Genomic DNA, 13,250 nt, shown 5'->3' on the forward strand with positions numbered 1-13,250 from the left:
AATCCCCAGCTTTATAAATTAAAAAATTGCTGCCCATGGGTCTAAGCCCTCAATGGCCATTGGTCTTACTTTTGGTATGGGTTTTTGGTGGATTTTCAACAAATGCCCCGATCTCCCATCCTAAGCCCCAAATGCCAAAACCTATTGTAAATCTTCCAGACTACCCAAGTCATGAGGCTTGGGGAAGGCTGCTTAAAAAACATGTGGATGATTTGGGTAATGTGGACTACCCAGGATTTCAAAAGGAGGTGTCCCAATTGGATGCGTACCTAAAGGAACTCTCCCAAAATGCGCCCAATTCCGAATGGGATAAAAATCAGAAACTGGCATTTTACATCAATTTGTACAATGCTGCTACGGTAAAACTGATTATGGATCATTATCCTGTTAAGAGTATTCGGGATATTCCCAGTAGGTGGAAAAAGAAATGGATCGCATTGGAAGGCAAAGAGGTATCCCTTAACTATATCGAGCACCAGGTGTTGCGAAAAATGGGGGAACCCAGAATACATTTCGCCATAAACTGTGCCTCCTATTCCTGTCCCAAATTGCTCAACGTTCCCTTTACGGCCCAAAGCATGGAACGTCTACTTTCCAAAACGGCGATAGATTTTGTGAACGATCCCAAGAGAAATCGATTTGAGGGAAATAAAGCGCAGCTTTCCAAAATATTTAAGTGGTACAAAGGAGATTTTACGGAAAACAAAAGTTTGTTGGAGTATATCAACACGTATCTGGAGAACCCTGCTCCAAAAAGCGCCCAAATTGAATTTCTTGATTACGATTGGAATTTGAATGAAGCCAAGTAAGACCATAAGTATTGTCATTCCTGTCCTAAATGAGGAAGGTTTCATTGGAAACATCTTAGATCATTTGGCCAAAACCGGAAACTCTGGGCTTATTCAAGAGGTTATTTGCGTAGATGGCGGAAGTCAAGATAAAACCGTACCGGTTTCCGAGGCCCACGGGGCAAAAGTTGTGTTCTCAGACAGAGGAAGGGCCAAACAAATGAACTTGGGAGCCAAAAAAGCCCAGGGTGACATTCTCTATTTTTTGCATGCAGATACGTTTACCCCAAAAGACTTTGATCAAAAAATCTTGAATGCGGTGGCGGAAGGCTATGACTCGGGTTGTTTTCGGATGAAATTTGATACGAAAAATCCATTTCTTCGGTTCTTTGCTTACATGTCCCGCATAAACCACAGGCTTTGTAGAGGCGGAGATCAATCTTTATTTGTCAAAAAGGAACTGTTTCAAAAAACCAAGGGGTTCAACGAGGCTTATTACATCTATGAAGACACCGAATTCATTACACGCCTGTACAAAAAAACGGCATTCAAAATCTTACCGGATGCGGTCATTACCTCTGCTAGAAAGTATCGTGAAAAAGGGTGGGTGAAAGTACAGTTTCACTTTGGCATGATACATTTAAAAAATTACTTGGGTGCCAATCCTGATGAGCTGTATCAGTACTACAAAAAGCACATTCTTGCTTAAGTAAAAGGTCAAAGGGCTACTGCTCTATCTGCAAATCCGCATAATCCTTTAAAATACCATCCGTGATCCAGTTGGCAAATTTCCTTTTGTCCGAACGCACGGGTATGGCATCCACTGCTCTATCTTGGGAACGCTTGTTTACCGTTATCAAGCTAATGGCTGGTAAGGTATTTCTAGCTAAAAAAAGCGTGCTCTTGTCATCAAATGCCTTACTATCGATGTTAGCCTTTTTAACTGTGCTATTTGCCTTAAAAACATGCTGAAGATTCTCCGCCAAGCGCTGTCCTTGTTCACTGTTGCCATGGTGTAAGACCGAAACATCCAGATTCCCCGCCTGCAAAATACCGTTGGCCCGTATGATCAACAGCCGTTGATATTTGCCGTGGTTCTGTAGATATTTTTTATTGATGGCGTCTACATAATTCCCCAACCTCTCTTTGGGGTCCAACGGCGCAATGTTTTCACCCTGATCATCATTTCCCAAGACAAACACAGTGGCGCCTTGCTCCAAAAGTTCTGCCGCCAAGTTTTTGGCAATGTCCGCCACAAACTTATTCTGGGAGGATGTGCTGTCCTCTGTTATTAGGTAATACACGGCATTGTTCAAGGTTTTACCCTCATGTGACATGCCCCCCAACTCCTTGTCAAAAATTGGTTCTTCTGCCTGCTGTGCGGCCAAAACCCGTATCCCTTTGCTTTTATAAGAATCGTTTGTTACTGGGATTCTGTATTCTTTGCCAATCTGCAACAAGCTCCCTTCTTTGATGTTGTTCTTGTTCAGGTCAATAAAAGCTTCGTAATGTTTAACCGGGTCCAAACCTTGTTTTCGGAGCATGGAGAATATTCCATCTCCCTTTTCGGCCTTTACGGTATAAAAGTTGTCTTGGGCAAGAAGCATAGCGTTCATACCCACCCACAACAAAAGTGCTAGTAGTAATCTCATTAATCCAAATGTTGCAGGGGTGCCTCACAAATATTGGAAAAACGCTCGAAAAAGAAAAGAAATTGTAGGAAATTCTTTGTGAAAAACTAAAAATATTGCCCAATACCAAAAACGATACCCTTGGCTCCCATATTGGTAATGCCATGGCCATAGTCTATCCTAAAAATGGCATTGAAAATGCGTTTGTGCATAAACCTAACACCTACTCCAGGGTATATCCTTAGGTTTTGTTCATCACCAAAGTCACTAAAATCACCTCCGGGGTTGCGCCATGTTCCGCCGTCAATAAACACATTGCTCTGCAGCACAAACCAGTCTTTGTCTATCAAGGTATGCCTATACTCTGTATTGAGTACAATGGCCCCGGTGCCCCTATCTATGGTATTGCCCACTCCACGAATATTCAGATTGTTATCCACCGCAAAGGGAGCAAAGGGAGTATCGATATTGCTGGATAACCCCAATCGCAATCTGTTGGCCCAATTTCCCCGTTGCCCCACTCTCACGAAGTAGGTAAAATCATTGAACCCTATAACAAACTCCGGTAGCATTCCGCTGGTACTGTGCACATACTGCAGGTTTAACGTGCTTTTGAATCCAGATAAATACTGATAGTAGTAGTCTATACCATCATAATTGTAGATTAACTTCAACAGGTATTTATCAACTTCCAGGTCTTGTGGAACGTTAGGGTCGGTTTCCCCAAAAAGGTAATCGTAGTTCTCGGTGAAGAAGTTGACTCCAAATTCAAACCTGTTTCTAAAGTTAACCTCAAAGAGACCCAGCACCTCAAAAGATTTATTGTTGTATCTATAGTCGGCCGTACCTGAATCCAAAAACACAGGTTCCTGTGTTCGTAAATCCTGATAACTAATAGCCAATCCTATTTTACTGGAAAACAGATACGGGGCCCTCAGGTGGGCGCCGTAGGAATTAAAGATATCACGTTGATAAAACCCGCCTAAAGTGATGTTGTTCCCCAACAGATTAAATTCCTGCAAGCCCAAGCGGAAGGCAAACTCATCATTGTTGGAGGTATACACATTCGCAAATGGAATCAAGGTGAAGTTCTCCTCAATGCCATAAAACACATTGTATGTCCCTTCCTCCAAGGCGGGAAAAACTTGAAAATAGGCATGGGAAACGGAGGGAAGTCGCTTTAGTCGGTAAACATCCTCTTCCAGGAGGGTGGAATCCAGTTCCATTCCAGGTTTGAGCCGTACAATTTTCTTTATGAAATTGGTTTTGGTCCGCTCATTGCCTTGAATCTTAACATCCACGACATTGTTTTGAGCATATCCAGATACCGCTACCAACAAAAGCAGTATGGACAGAAGTTTTCTCACAGCGGCTTTCAAATTTTGAACTTAAATATAGGCGAATACGTCCTAAAGAGTATCACAGAATCAAAAGTATTGGGAATTAGCATCTTATTCCAGCGTAAAATTTACCTCAGCAAAGAGGTTCACCCAGTTATCTTCGCTGACCGCCAACAATGAGAAGTTGTAATTGTTTCCCAACACAAGGGAAGGCGGCTCTGTCACCGTAATATTTAGCACCACATTGTCCAATTCATAATATTGGAACATTTGATCCATCGTATAAGTTCCCGATAACAACGTATTGTTCTCATCGGAAACTACTTGGAAGTAAATTGCGGTATCGTCAAAAGCGCCATCCTCCCATGAAAAAATGGGCATGACACCGTTGTTGTCAACTGTAACATTTTGAGGCAAATATTCGGTGGGTTTGGCAAGCTGTTTTAGTCGGATTGGATTTGAAAGGTGGACTTTTCCATCTTCTTCAAAGGTGACGATGACCCACTTTTCCTGATCTGGCACAATTTCATACTTCAACAAATAACCATTGAAAACATCGATCAGTTCTGCTGCACCTTTGGTATAGTGAGAAAAATTGTTCTCATCCACCTCCAGATGCTCCGTTTCATAAAAATTTATGTTGGAAGTACCCACTCTTGGGTATAAAAATACGCTGACCACGGAGGGATCCTCGTTGCTCGCTGCACACGCAATGACATTTCCCAAAACTGTCTCTTCATCGACTAAATCGCTAGCCAAGGTTCCATCTAGCGGTAATTCTTCATTATCGGAACTACAGGAAACCATCATCAAGAAAACTGCTAAAAGACTGGAAACAAGACTTCTTTTGATCATCTATTGGGGTATTCTTTACCTAATAGTCGCCATAAAAACTACGAATTACATTTTCTGCGGGTTTGTTTTGGGGAGTGAACCGATTATCCTCGCTTCCTCCAGAATCCTTATGGTGAATAAACCATTTCCAAACAAATCCACCAGCGAACCAGTCTTCCTCCCAAAATTCCTGAAAAACGGCTTGAGTAGCATCGGCCTGGGCTTGTAAATTGACATTCATTTGGTTTCGATCCACCAACCAAGGTTTCTTGGCCGCATAATCCATACTTCTATAACCAAATTCCGTAAAGAGGATAGGTCTGTCCAAGGTTTCTGCCAAATCGGCCAATTTGGTCTTCCAAGGTTGCCATCCTGCCTTTAACCCCTCCAAACTCGGTTTTTGATCTTCCGACAGTGGGAAATAGGCATCCACCCCAATAAAATCCATTTGACCCCAAAAAGGAACCCTTGGATATTCGTCCCAATTGGCAGCATAGGTTAGTTTTCCGCTGTAGATTTTTTTAATTTTTGCTATCAAATCTGTCCAGAAAAGCGGCCTTTGTTTTACAAATTCCTCTAGTTCCGTTCCAATACAATACACCTCGGCCTTGGTTTCTTCCGCCAGTTGAGCATAAGTAAGAGCGAAATCCGAATAGGTCTCCTCAAGAATTTGCCAATCCTCTTCGGACTGCATGGCCATATCCCCGGTAAACTCTCCCCGCCAAATCCAAATTTGAGGCTTCAACATGATCTTGATGCCGTTCTTCCTTAACAGGTCTATATATTGTTTGGCTCCTCGTCTGGTCTCTCCGTACCATTGCCGTTCCGTGTCAAAAATTATTTGAGGTGAATCCAGGCTACGGGCAAACCCAAAGGGCATCACAGCAGCATAATTTGCATTGACCCTAACTACCGGCTCAACATGGGTTTGGGCAACCTTTTCACGAGATCCCACAAAACTCACCCCATTGATTTTTTCCTGCTTTTGTCCGGTACAGGACAATTGGATCAAACAAAGAAAAAGGAGTCCTAATCTTTTCATGGCCAAAAGTTAAGACTCCTAAAATAACCTTTTAGGTCATAGGTTTAAAAAATTGCGCGCAAACCAATGTTAAAAGTTTCGCCCAAACCTGTATTTTCTCCCCTAACAAAGTTGGTGTACAAGGCCTCCACGTTCAAGGCATTGGTCAATTGGTATTTTAATCCACCACCCAAAGCAGTGAAGTTTTGGGTAAAGTCGTTCCCTAAATCCAGACGTTGCGAATGCTGTGCCAAAGCCAAGACTGTAAACTTGGAACTTGGAAAATAACTTAGGAATACGCCAGGGGTCAAATTAAGACTGTTGTTGGCAAAGCTCTTGTCCTTATCCCCAAAGCTCAATTCCGAATTCAATTCGGTAAAAAGTTGCCATTTACCGCCTGGGAAAGTATGATCATAGAAAAATCGGTTTTGCCAGATGTAACCATTTTGGTCCAAGAAAACACCATTGTTTCCATTTACAGGCAGAAAATCTTCGGTCTCATTGTCAACCAAAGGAATAAAAAAGGAACTTTGGATAGAAAAATTGCTTACCGAAGCAATAGGAACAAACTTTACCGAAGGTGCAATAGAGGTGAATCCCGAACGTGCCGTTCCTGTTTCCCCGTCAAATTGAAAGACTTCCAATGCACCTCTGTCCGCAACCACATTGGAACGGAATTCAAAAATGGCCCCAACATTCCATCGTTTGTTGTTTCCAACTCCCGTATAGGCTTCCAAGGTGGACGTGAAAAATGTTTGTCTGGGCTCTGTTCCATCAGAAAATGTACTCTCTGTCTGGGTGTACAAATTGTTGAACCACTTGAGGTCCCACTGTCCTTTTCCAATGAGCTTGGAGGGCGTGTATTGTTGGATGTTACTTTGGTCTTGAGCGTTGGGATCGTTTTGCGAAAACCCTAAAAATACGCTCATGATCATTCCTCCAAAAAGGAGGTAAATTCTCTTCTTTTTCATGCTTAGTTGTTGTTATAATGGATTAATTGGTCTCGTTCAAATTCCAGTCGTATGGGTAGTATCCCACCTTGGATTTTGGGTCAAATTTTTCTTTTCGATATAGGTTTACAAAATCTATCAAAGATTTTCCCCCTTGGGTGAAGTCCCCAGTGTACCATTCAAAAATTTGGGACAGTAGTACCTTCTTCCCTTTTGCCCTTACAAAGTTTGGATTGTTCAATGCAATTTCAGTTTGTTTCTGCAATTGTGCACCCAAGGTGCTTGGTAAATATGCATTGGGTATAATGGGAGGGCATCCCAATCCTGCGCAGACCAGCACAAAGTGAAAACGTGCTTCTTTCGGAAAATTTCCACGAAGCAACTTGTTCTCAATGTCATTTAGGGTAATGTTTTTGCCTCCTACGCTATATGTTATCTTATCAAAAAAACCGCCTTTGTCCAATGGGGATTTTATGGGGTAATTGTTTACAATCCCATGGATTACTGAAAGGTTATAGGTGTTGATCCAGAAAGCTTGATAGGTATTGGCATCAGAAGTAGAAACGGTAATGTTTTGAGCCATGTCCATCAATTCATTTAATCCAGCTGGATTTGACTTAATTTCCTTGTAATTCACTCTGCCATTACTCACATGAGCATTAAAGAAAGCGTCTGCTTTGGTAAAAAAAGTTGAAATGTCCTGTGAAAAGCCTAATTGTACCACAAGAAACAGTACGGTCGAGGTCAGTGTTTTTCTAAATTCCATTTTAAGTTTTAATTGATTCAAACTTTGCTTTCTGTCGTATGCAATTTGGATGCCATACAAGCTCTTGTTGAATTTAAGGATTATTTAAGATTTTAGTAATCAAACACTTAGCCGTTCGAAATTTGGGGTCAAACCTTACCTTTTCTGTTAAAATTTAAAATCTTTCTAAATTAACCTGGGACATTAAGTTCCTATATTTAAGGACGACACATTAGCAACACCAACACAATTTCATGGAGAATATTGTCATTATTGGAAACGGAATTGCTGGTATTTCGGCAGCAAGGCACATTCGAAAACTTTCAGATAAAAGAATCATCGTAATTTCTGGGGAAACAGATTATTTCTTTTCCAGAACCGCGCTTATGTATGTGTACATGGGGCATATGAAATTTGAGCATATCCAGCCCTATGAAGATTGGTTTTGGGAAAAGAACCGCATTGAGTTGGTAAGAGGTTATGTCACAAAAGTAAATCCAGATACAAAACAACTGATCATTGATGGGTCTAGGGCCTTGCATTACGATAAGCTTATTATTGCAACAGGGTCCAAATCCAACAAATTTGGATGGCCGGGACAAGATTTGCACGGTGTCCAAGGACTCTATTCCAAGCAGGATCTCGATTTGCTCGAGGTTAACGCTCCCAACAAGGAAGTGTGCAAAAGGGCCGTAATCGTGGGTGGTGGTTTAATTGGAATTGAATTGGCCGAGATGTTGCGAAGTAGGGATATCCCAGTGACCTTTTTGGTCAGGGAAGACAGCTTTTGGAACGGGGTGCTGCCCAAGGGGGAATCCCAAATGATCAACGAGCATATTTTGGAACACCATATTGATTTACGACTAGGTGCCAATCTCAAGGAAATTGTTAGTGATGGCGATGGTAAGGTTAAATCCGTTATTGTTGCTGAAACTGGGGAAGAAATCCCTTGCGATATGGTGGGTCTAACGGCTGGTGTATCCCCAAATGTCGATTTCCTAAAAGATTCAGGAATAGAGCTGGGACGTGGAGTCAAAGTCAACCGTTTTTTGGAAACCAATGTACCAGATGTATATGCCATTGGAGATTGTGCAGAACAGCATGAAGCCATTGGCAATCGACGACCCATAGAAGCTGTTTGGTACACGGGCCGGATGATGGGTGAAACTGTGGCGCAGACCATCTGCGGGAACAAATTGGAATACAAACCGGGACACTGGTTCAATTCCGCTAAATTTTTGGACATCGAATACCAAACCTACGGCTGGGTGTTTTCAGAACGGGGAATGAAGGAAAATGAAGCCCACTTTCATTGGAGACATCCGCAAGAGAAAATATGCATCACCGTAGCTTTCAATAAAGAATCAGGTCAGTTTTTGGGCATCAATACCTTCGGTATTCGAATGCGACACCAGGTTTTTGACAAATGGTTGACCCAGGAAAAAAGTGTGGATCATGTTATAGAGCACCTGGCCGATGCCAATTTTGATCCGGAGTTTTACAAACACCATGAAACAGATATCGTTTCCAAGTTCAATTCGGACTTTGGGAAGTCCATCACACTAAAAAAGAAAAGTTTAAAAAGAATTTTTGCAATGGGTTAATAGTTGACAACTGATTGTTGTTGGTAGACCATTCGGCGCCACCACTTTCAACTTTCAACTTTTCACCTTCAACTGAAAGATATGAGCATATACGATAGAAGCATGGCCCTAACCGGGCAGCCTCCCAAAATATTGAGTAGAAACCAAAAGATCGCCACCCTGATAGGGATGGGAGGTCTTAGTATTCTACTTTTGGCAGCATTCAATGTAAGTTTCCCCAATAAAGGATTATGGCTTACTCTCTCTTTAATGGCCATTTCTGCAGGGACCATCTGGTTTTCGTGGGATGCCTATACACATAAGTTACCAGGGATTAAGAATGATGGGGTCTGGTTTAAATCCATCTCCAGTAAAGGTTTATGGGGATGGATGGCTGGAATTGCCCTGACCGGATTCTACATTGTGCTGTATTTCTATCCAGAATATTTGGGATTGGTCAAAGATGGGAACAACAAAGGTGTTATTGGACTTTTTGATCCGTTGAGCAGAATGCTCAGTGGCAACCCCGCAAGCCAGTGGTTCGTTTATGGCACCCTTTACACGGTGGCTATTTTGGCTTTTGGCATCAAATTTATGTGGAAGTACCGTCATAACAGATACGAGCGTATCCGGACCATGAGCGTTATGTTCTTTCAAACCGCCTTTGCCTTTATCATTCCCGAATTGATGGCCCGGTTAAATGGTGATAAAATTTTAAATGGTGGAAGCCTGCCCTACTACGACCTCAAAAATGTATGGCCTTTGAACTATTATAATTTTGAGGGATATCGCATCAAAGGCTTTTTAAGCTCCGGGGATATCGGTTTTGCCCTATTGATTTTCGGAATCCTATCCGTATTTGTAATCACCCCAATCTTGACCTATAAGTATGGGAAAAGATGGTACTGCTCTTGGGTATGCGGGTGTGGGGGCTTGGCCGAAACAGCTGGTGACGCCTTTAGGCACCTGAGCGATAAAAGCGTAAGCGCCTGGAAAGTGGAGCGTTGGGTAGTGCACAGCGTAGTGGTTTTTGTTACGCTGATGACCACGGCGGTTATCTATTCCTACCTCGGACATGATACCAGTAAATATTGGCTGACCAAAAGCACTTTCTTGATCGGTGTGGCGTCCTTACTGACGCTTGTTTTTGCTTGGGTGATGTTATTTAAGCGTGACGAGTTCAAAAAAGATGCAATTTATGGTGCCATTGGATACTTTGTAATCATTATGGCCCTTATCGGATTTCATTTCTTTAGTGGAGACGGCAATGTGTTCCTGTTTAAATCCGAAACCCTTCGTAAGTCCTATAGTTTCCTCATCGGAAGTATTTTCTCAGGAGTCATTGGAACTGGGTTTTATCCCATTTTCGGGAATAGGGTCTGGTGCAGATTCGGATGCCCCATGGCAGCTATGATGGGCTTTCAACAACGCCTGTTCTCCAGGTTCAGAATCACTACCAACGGGGGACAATGTATCTCTTGCGGAAATTGTTCCACCTACTGCGAAATGGGAATCGATGTACGTGCCTACGCCCAAAAGGGAGAGAACATTGTCCGATCTAGCTGCGTAGGTTGCGGAATTTGCTCCGCAGTTTGCCCAAGAGGTGTTTTGAAATTGGAGAATGGCCCATTGGAAGGACGTATTGACAGTAACCAAGTGTTGTTGGGCAACGATGTGGACCTTATGACCTTGGTGAACAAGAAATAAGATGCTTCGGTTTGCTTTTTTACTTTCCTTTCTTTTCCTGTTCGGTACGGGAAAAATGTACCATCGCGATTATTACCAGGATGGAAGGCTAAAGGCCGAGGGGTGGATCCTGGGTAATTCCAAGGAAAATTTCTGGAAACACTACCATTCCAACGGCAACCTCATGGCGCAAGGCCATTATAAAAACAATGAACGGGAAGGATACTGGTATTTTCACGACCAACTAGGTAAGCTGGAGATGGAAGGTCATTTTAAAAAAGGGGAAAAGGTAAACTGGTGGCTTTTTTATGATGAAAACGGGAAAATAAACCACAAATGCCAACTCAAGAACGGCATCAAAAATGGGTACTGCCTTAAGTATACTGACGAGGAACTTAAATCGGCAGAAAAATACAAAAACGGGAAAAAGATCAAGGAATGGTTTAGCTTTGGCAGTTTTAGAAAAGAAAATAAGCTTTCCGATTTAAAATAATGGCAGAAATCAAAGTCATCATTCCCGCAGTCAACGAAGGAGATTCCATTGGAAAAGTGGTTGGGGAATTGCCAAAATCCGTTTCCGAAATCATTGTAGTCAATAACGGTTCTGAAGATAATACGGTGGAAAATGCCAAAAAAGCAGGAGCCACTGTACTCACCGAAAACCAACGCGGATACGGTTATGCCTGTCTAAAAGGTTTGGATTATGTTGCGAAACAATCCAAACAGCCCGACGTCATCGTATTTATTGACGGAGATTATTCCGATTATCCAGAAGAATTGGATAAAGTGGTGACACCTATCCTGCAAGATGATGTGGATTTTGTGGTAGGAGCTCGAAAAAAAGCACTTAGGGAACCGGGATCTATGACCCCGCAGCAGGTTTTTGGCAACCAATTGGCCACGTTTTTAATGCGGCTGTTTTTTAGGGCAAAATTTACGGATTTGGGGCCTTTTAGAGCCATTAAATACGAAAAGCTCACAGAACTGCAAATGGAGGACAAAACCTACGGATGGACCGTGGAAATGCAGCTTAAGGTTTTGCGAAAGAAAATGTCATATGTCGAAGTACCAGTGCGTTATAAAAGAAGAATTGGTGTTTCAAAAGTGTCAGGTACGGTAAAAGGTACTATATTTGCGGGCATAAAAATATTGGGGTGGATCTTTAAATACAGTATAAAATAATATGGGACTGACAATCGCTTTTATTATCATCGCTATTTATAGTACGGCCTTAATTTTGATTTTTTTCTACAGCTTGGCCCAACTCAATCTATTGATCAATTATTTGGGCAATAAAAAGCAAAACGAGGAAGCCCCAAAATTCAATCTTCTCGACCCAAAAGAAATTCCGTTGGTGACCATCCAATTGCCCATTTACAATGAGGAATATGTAATGGAGCGGCTATTGGACAACATCTCCAAAATTGAATACCCAAAAAGCAAATTGGAAATTCAAGTGTTGGACGATTCCACGGATGACACCGTAATAGATACCGCAAAAAGAATACAGGAACTTAAAAACGCTGGGCTGGACATTCACCACATAAGAAGGGAAAACCGCCAAGGATTTAAGGCTGGAGCCCTAAAAGAAGGCTTGGAGGTTGCCAAGGGCGAATTCATTGCCATTTTTGACGCTGATTTTCTTCCAGAAAGCGATTGGTTAAAAAAGACTGTTCCCTATTTCAAGGATGAGGAGATAGGTGTGGTGCAAACCCGTTGGGGTCATATCAACAGAGACTATTCCACCTTGACCAAAATCCAGGCTTTTGCCTTGGACGCCCATTTTACCTTGGAGCAAGTGGGAAGGAATTCCAAAGGACATTTTATCAACTTTAACGGTACCGCGGGAATCTGGAGAAAAGAGTGTATTCTGGATGCTGGAAATTGGGAAGGGGATACCTTGACCGAGGATTTGGATTTGAGCTACCGCGCCCAATTAAAAAATTGGAAGTTTAAATACTTGGAGGATGTGGAAACTCCCGCCGAGCTTCCCGTTGTGATCAGTGCTGCACGTTCCCAACAGTTCCGTTGGAACAAGGGTGGGGCCGAAAACTTTAGAAAAACGGTCTGGAGCGTGATTACCGCCAAGAACATCCCTTTCAAAACCAAATTCCATGGTGTAATTCATTTATTGAACAGCTCCATGTTCCTTTGCATGTTCATCGTTGCCATTTTTAGTATTCCCATGTTGTACATCAAAAACTCCTACGGACATTTGGCCTGGGTTTTTGACGTGAACCGATTTTTCATAATCAGTACCATTATCCTGTTTATCTGCTACTGGTTTACCTTTAAGAGTATTCAAGGCAGTAGTTTTGACAAGTTTGTGGACTATATTAAACTCTTCTTTACCTTTTTCTCGGTAGCCCTTGGGTTCTCCCTCCATAATACCGTAGCTGTCTTGGAAGGGCATTTGGGCAAAAGAAGTGAGTTTGTGCGCACCCCAAAGTTCAACATCAACAATCTTACGGATAGTTGGAAAGGAAACAAGTACCTGACCAAAAAGCTGTCTCCAAACATGATTTTGGAATTTGGCCTTATGGTCTATTTCCTATTTGGAATGTACAGTGCGGTTCCTTTGAATGATTTTGGGTTGTTCCCATTCCATTTAATGTTGTTCCTCGGATTTTCCTTTGTTTTCTTTAAGTCTTTGACCTCGAAAGCTTAATCCC

Annotated in this window: 13 protein-coding genes; 7 read left to right on the forward strand and 6 right to left on the reverse strand. The window is 42.2% G+C overall.

The window, feature by feature from the left end:
- Positions 1-131: 131 nt before the first annotated feature.
- Complete coding sequence (locus tag ACO6S0_RS15210) at positions 132-809, forward strand: DUF547 domain-containing protein (protein WP_422349171.1); 678 nt, start codon at positions 132-134, stop codon at positions 807-809.
- Positions 796-1,497: a TIGR04283 family arsenosugar biosynthesis glycosyltransferase gene (locus ACO6S0_RS15215; RefSeq protein WP_422349172.1), complete on the forward strand. Its 702-nt coding sequence runs from the start codon at positions 796-798 to the stop codon at positions 1,495-1,497. The genes ACO6S0_RS15210 and ACO6S0_RS15215 overlap by 14 nt, the downstream gene beginning before the upstream one ends.
- Before the next feature lie 16 nt (positions 1,498-1,513).
- Here the strand turns inward: ACO6S0_RS15215 and ACO6S0_RS15220 are convergent, their stop codons facing one another.
- The 6 genes from ACO6S0_RS15220 to ACO6S0_RS15245 form a co-directional block, all read right to left on the reverse strand.
- Positions 1,514-2,440 carry a hypothetical protein gene (locus tag ACO6S0_RS15220; protein WP_422349173.1) on the reverse strand — a complete coding sequence of 309 codons (927 nt, stop codon included), beginning with the start codon at positions 2,438-2,440 and terminating at the stop codon, positions 1,514-1,516.
- A gap of 86 nt (positions 2,441-2,526) precedes the next feature.
- Positions 2,527-3,786, reverse strand: a complete 1,260-nt coding sequence (locus ACO6S0_RS15225) for a POTRA domain-containing protein (protein WP_422349174.1) — start codon at positions 3,784-3,786, stop codon at positions 2,527-2,529.
- 84 nt (positions 3,787-3,870) lie between these two features.
- Positions 3,871-4,614, reverse strand: coding sequence for a hypothetical protein (locus tag ACO6S0_RS15230; RefSeq protein ID WP_422349175.1), 744 nt, complete (start codon positions 4,612-4,614; stop codon positions 3,871-3,873).
- A 19-nt stretch (positions 4,615-4,633) separates the two neighbouring features.
- The gene (locus ACO6S0_RS15235; protein ID WP_422349176.1) at positions 4,634-5,635 is read right to left on the reverse strand and encodes a glycoside hydrolase family 113; all 1,002 of its coding nucleotides are present in this window, start codon (positions 5,633-5,635) and stop codon (positions 4,634-4,636) included.
- A 44-nt stretch (positions 5,636-5,679) separates the two neighbouring features.
- Positions 5,680-6,585: a hypothetical protein gene (locus tag ACO6S0_RS15240; RefSeq protein ID WP_422349177.1), complete on the reverse strand. Its 906-nt coding sequence runs from the start codon at positions 6,583-6,585 to the stop codon at positions 5,680-5,682.
- A gap of 22 nt (positions 6,586-6,607) precedes the next feature.
- Positions 6,608-7,330, reverse strand: coding sequence for a DUF547 domain-containing protein (locus ACO6S0_RS15245; RefSeq protein ID WP_422349178.1), 723 nt, complete (start codon positions 7,328-7,330; stop codon positions 6,608-6,610).
- Between the two features lie 233 nt (positions 7,331-7,563).
- On the opposite strand from ACO6S0_RS15245, the gene ACO6S0_RS15250 reads away from it, so the two are divergent.
- From ACO6S0_RS15250 to ACO6S0_RS15270, 5 genes are all read left to right on the forward strand, one after another.
- Complete coding sequence (locus tag ACO6S0_RS15250) at positions 7,564-8,913, forward strand: NAD(P)/FAD-dependent oxidoreductase (RefSeq protein ID WP_422349179.1); 1,350 nt, start codon at positions 7,564-7,566, stop codon at positions 8,911-8,913.
- Positions 8,914-8,994: 81 nt separating this feature from the next.
- Positions 8,995-10,599, forward strand: coding sequence for a 4Fe-4S binding protein (locus tag ACO6S0_RS15255; RefSeq protein ID WP_422349180.1), 1,605 nt, complete (start codon positions 8,995-8,997; stop codon positions 10,597-10,599).
- A gap of 1 nt (position 10,600) precedes the next feature.
- Positions 10,601-11,071, forward strand: a complete 471-nt coding sequence (locus ACO6S0_RS15260; protein WP_422349181.1) for a toxin-antitoxin system YwqK family antitoxin — start codon at positions 10,601-10,603, stop codon at positions 11,069-11,071.
- Entirely contained in the window at positions 11,071-11,760 is a 690-nt protein-coding gene (locus ACO6S0_RS15265) for a glycosyltransferase family 2 protein (RefSeq protein WP_422349182.1), read from the forward strand. The genes ACO6S0_RS15260 and ACO6S0_RS15265 overlap by 1 nt, the downstream gene beginning before the upstream one ends.
- 1 nt (position 11,761) lies before the next feature.
- On the forward strand, positions 11,762-13,246 hold the full coding sequence (locus tag ACO6S0_RS15270; protein ID WP_422349183.1) for a cellulose synthase family protein: 1,485 nt from the start codon (positions 11,762-11,764) through the stop codon (positions 13,244-13,246).
- The last annotated feature ends 4 nt before the right edge of the window (positions 13,247-13,250 follow it).

This window comes from Flagellimonas sp., assembly GCF_965233845.1.
GTDB lineage: Bacteria > Bacteroidota > Bacteroidia > Flavobacteriales > Flavobacteriaceae > Flagellimonas.

What these genes read in the sequence shown, in the direction of transcription:
- ACO6S0_RS15210 (WP_422349171.1), top strand. Translation starts at nt 132, where the DNA reads ATGCCAAAACCTATTGTAAATCTTCCAGACTACCCAAGTCATGAGGCT.
- ACO6S0_RS15215 (WP_422349172.1), top strand. Translation starts at nt 796, where the DNA reads ATGAAGCCAAGTAAGACCATAAGTATTGTCATTCCTGTCCTAAATGAG.
- ACO6S0_RS15220 (WP_422349173.1), bottom strand. Translation starts at nt 2,440, where the DNA reads ATGAGATTACTACTAGCACTTTTGTTGTGGGTGGGTATGAACGCTATG.
- ACO6S0_RS15230 (WP_422349175.1), bottom strand. Translation starts at nt 4,614, where the DNA reads ATGATCAAAAGAAGTCTTGTTTCCAGTCTTTTAGCAGTTTTCTTGATG.
- ACO6S0_RS15235 (WP_422349176.1), bottom strand. Translation starts at nt 5,635, where the DNA reads ATGAAAAGATTAGGACTCCTTTTTCTTTGTTTGATCCAATTGTCCTGT.
- ACO6S0_RS15240 (WP_422349177.1), bottom strand. Translation starts at nt 6,585, where the DNA reads ATGAAAAAGAAGAGAATTTACCTCCTTTTTGGAGGAATGATCATGAGC.
- ACO6S0_RS15245 (WP_422349178.1), bottom strand. Translation starts at nt 7,330, where the DNA reads ATGGAATTTAGAAAAACACTGACCTCGACCGTACTGTTTCTTGTGGTA.
- ACO6S0_RS15250 (WP_422349179.1), top strand. Translation starts at nt 7,564, where the DNA reads ATGGAGAATATTGTCATTATTGGAAACGGAATTGCTGGTATTTCGGCA.
- ACO6S0_RS15255 (WP_422349180.1), top strand. Translation starts at nt 8,995, where the DNA reads ATGAGCATATACGATAGAAGCATGGCCCTAACCGGGCAGCCTCCCAAA.
- ACO6S0_RS15260 (WP_422349181.1), top strand. Translation starts at nt 10,601, where the DNA reads ATGCTTCGGTTTGCTTTTTTACTTTCCTTTCTTTTCCTGTTCGGTACG.
- ACO6S0_RS15265 (WP_422349182.1), top strand. Translation starts at nt 11,071, where the DNA reads ATGGCAGAAATCAAAGTCATCATTCCCGCAGTCAACGAAGGAGATTCC.
- ACO6S0_RS15270 (WP_422349183.1), top strand. Translation starts at nt 11,762, where the DNA reads ATGGGACTGACAATCGCTTTTATTATCATCGCTATTTATAGTACGGCC.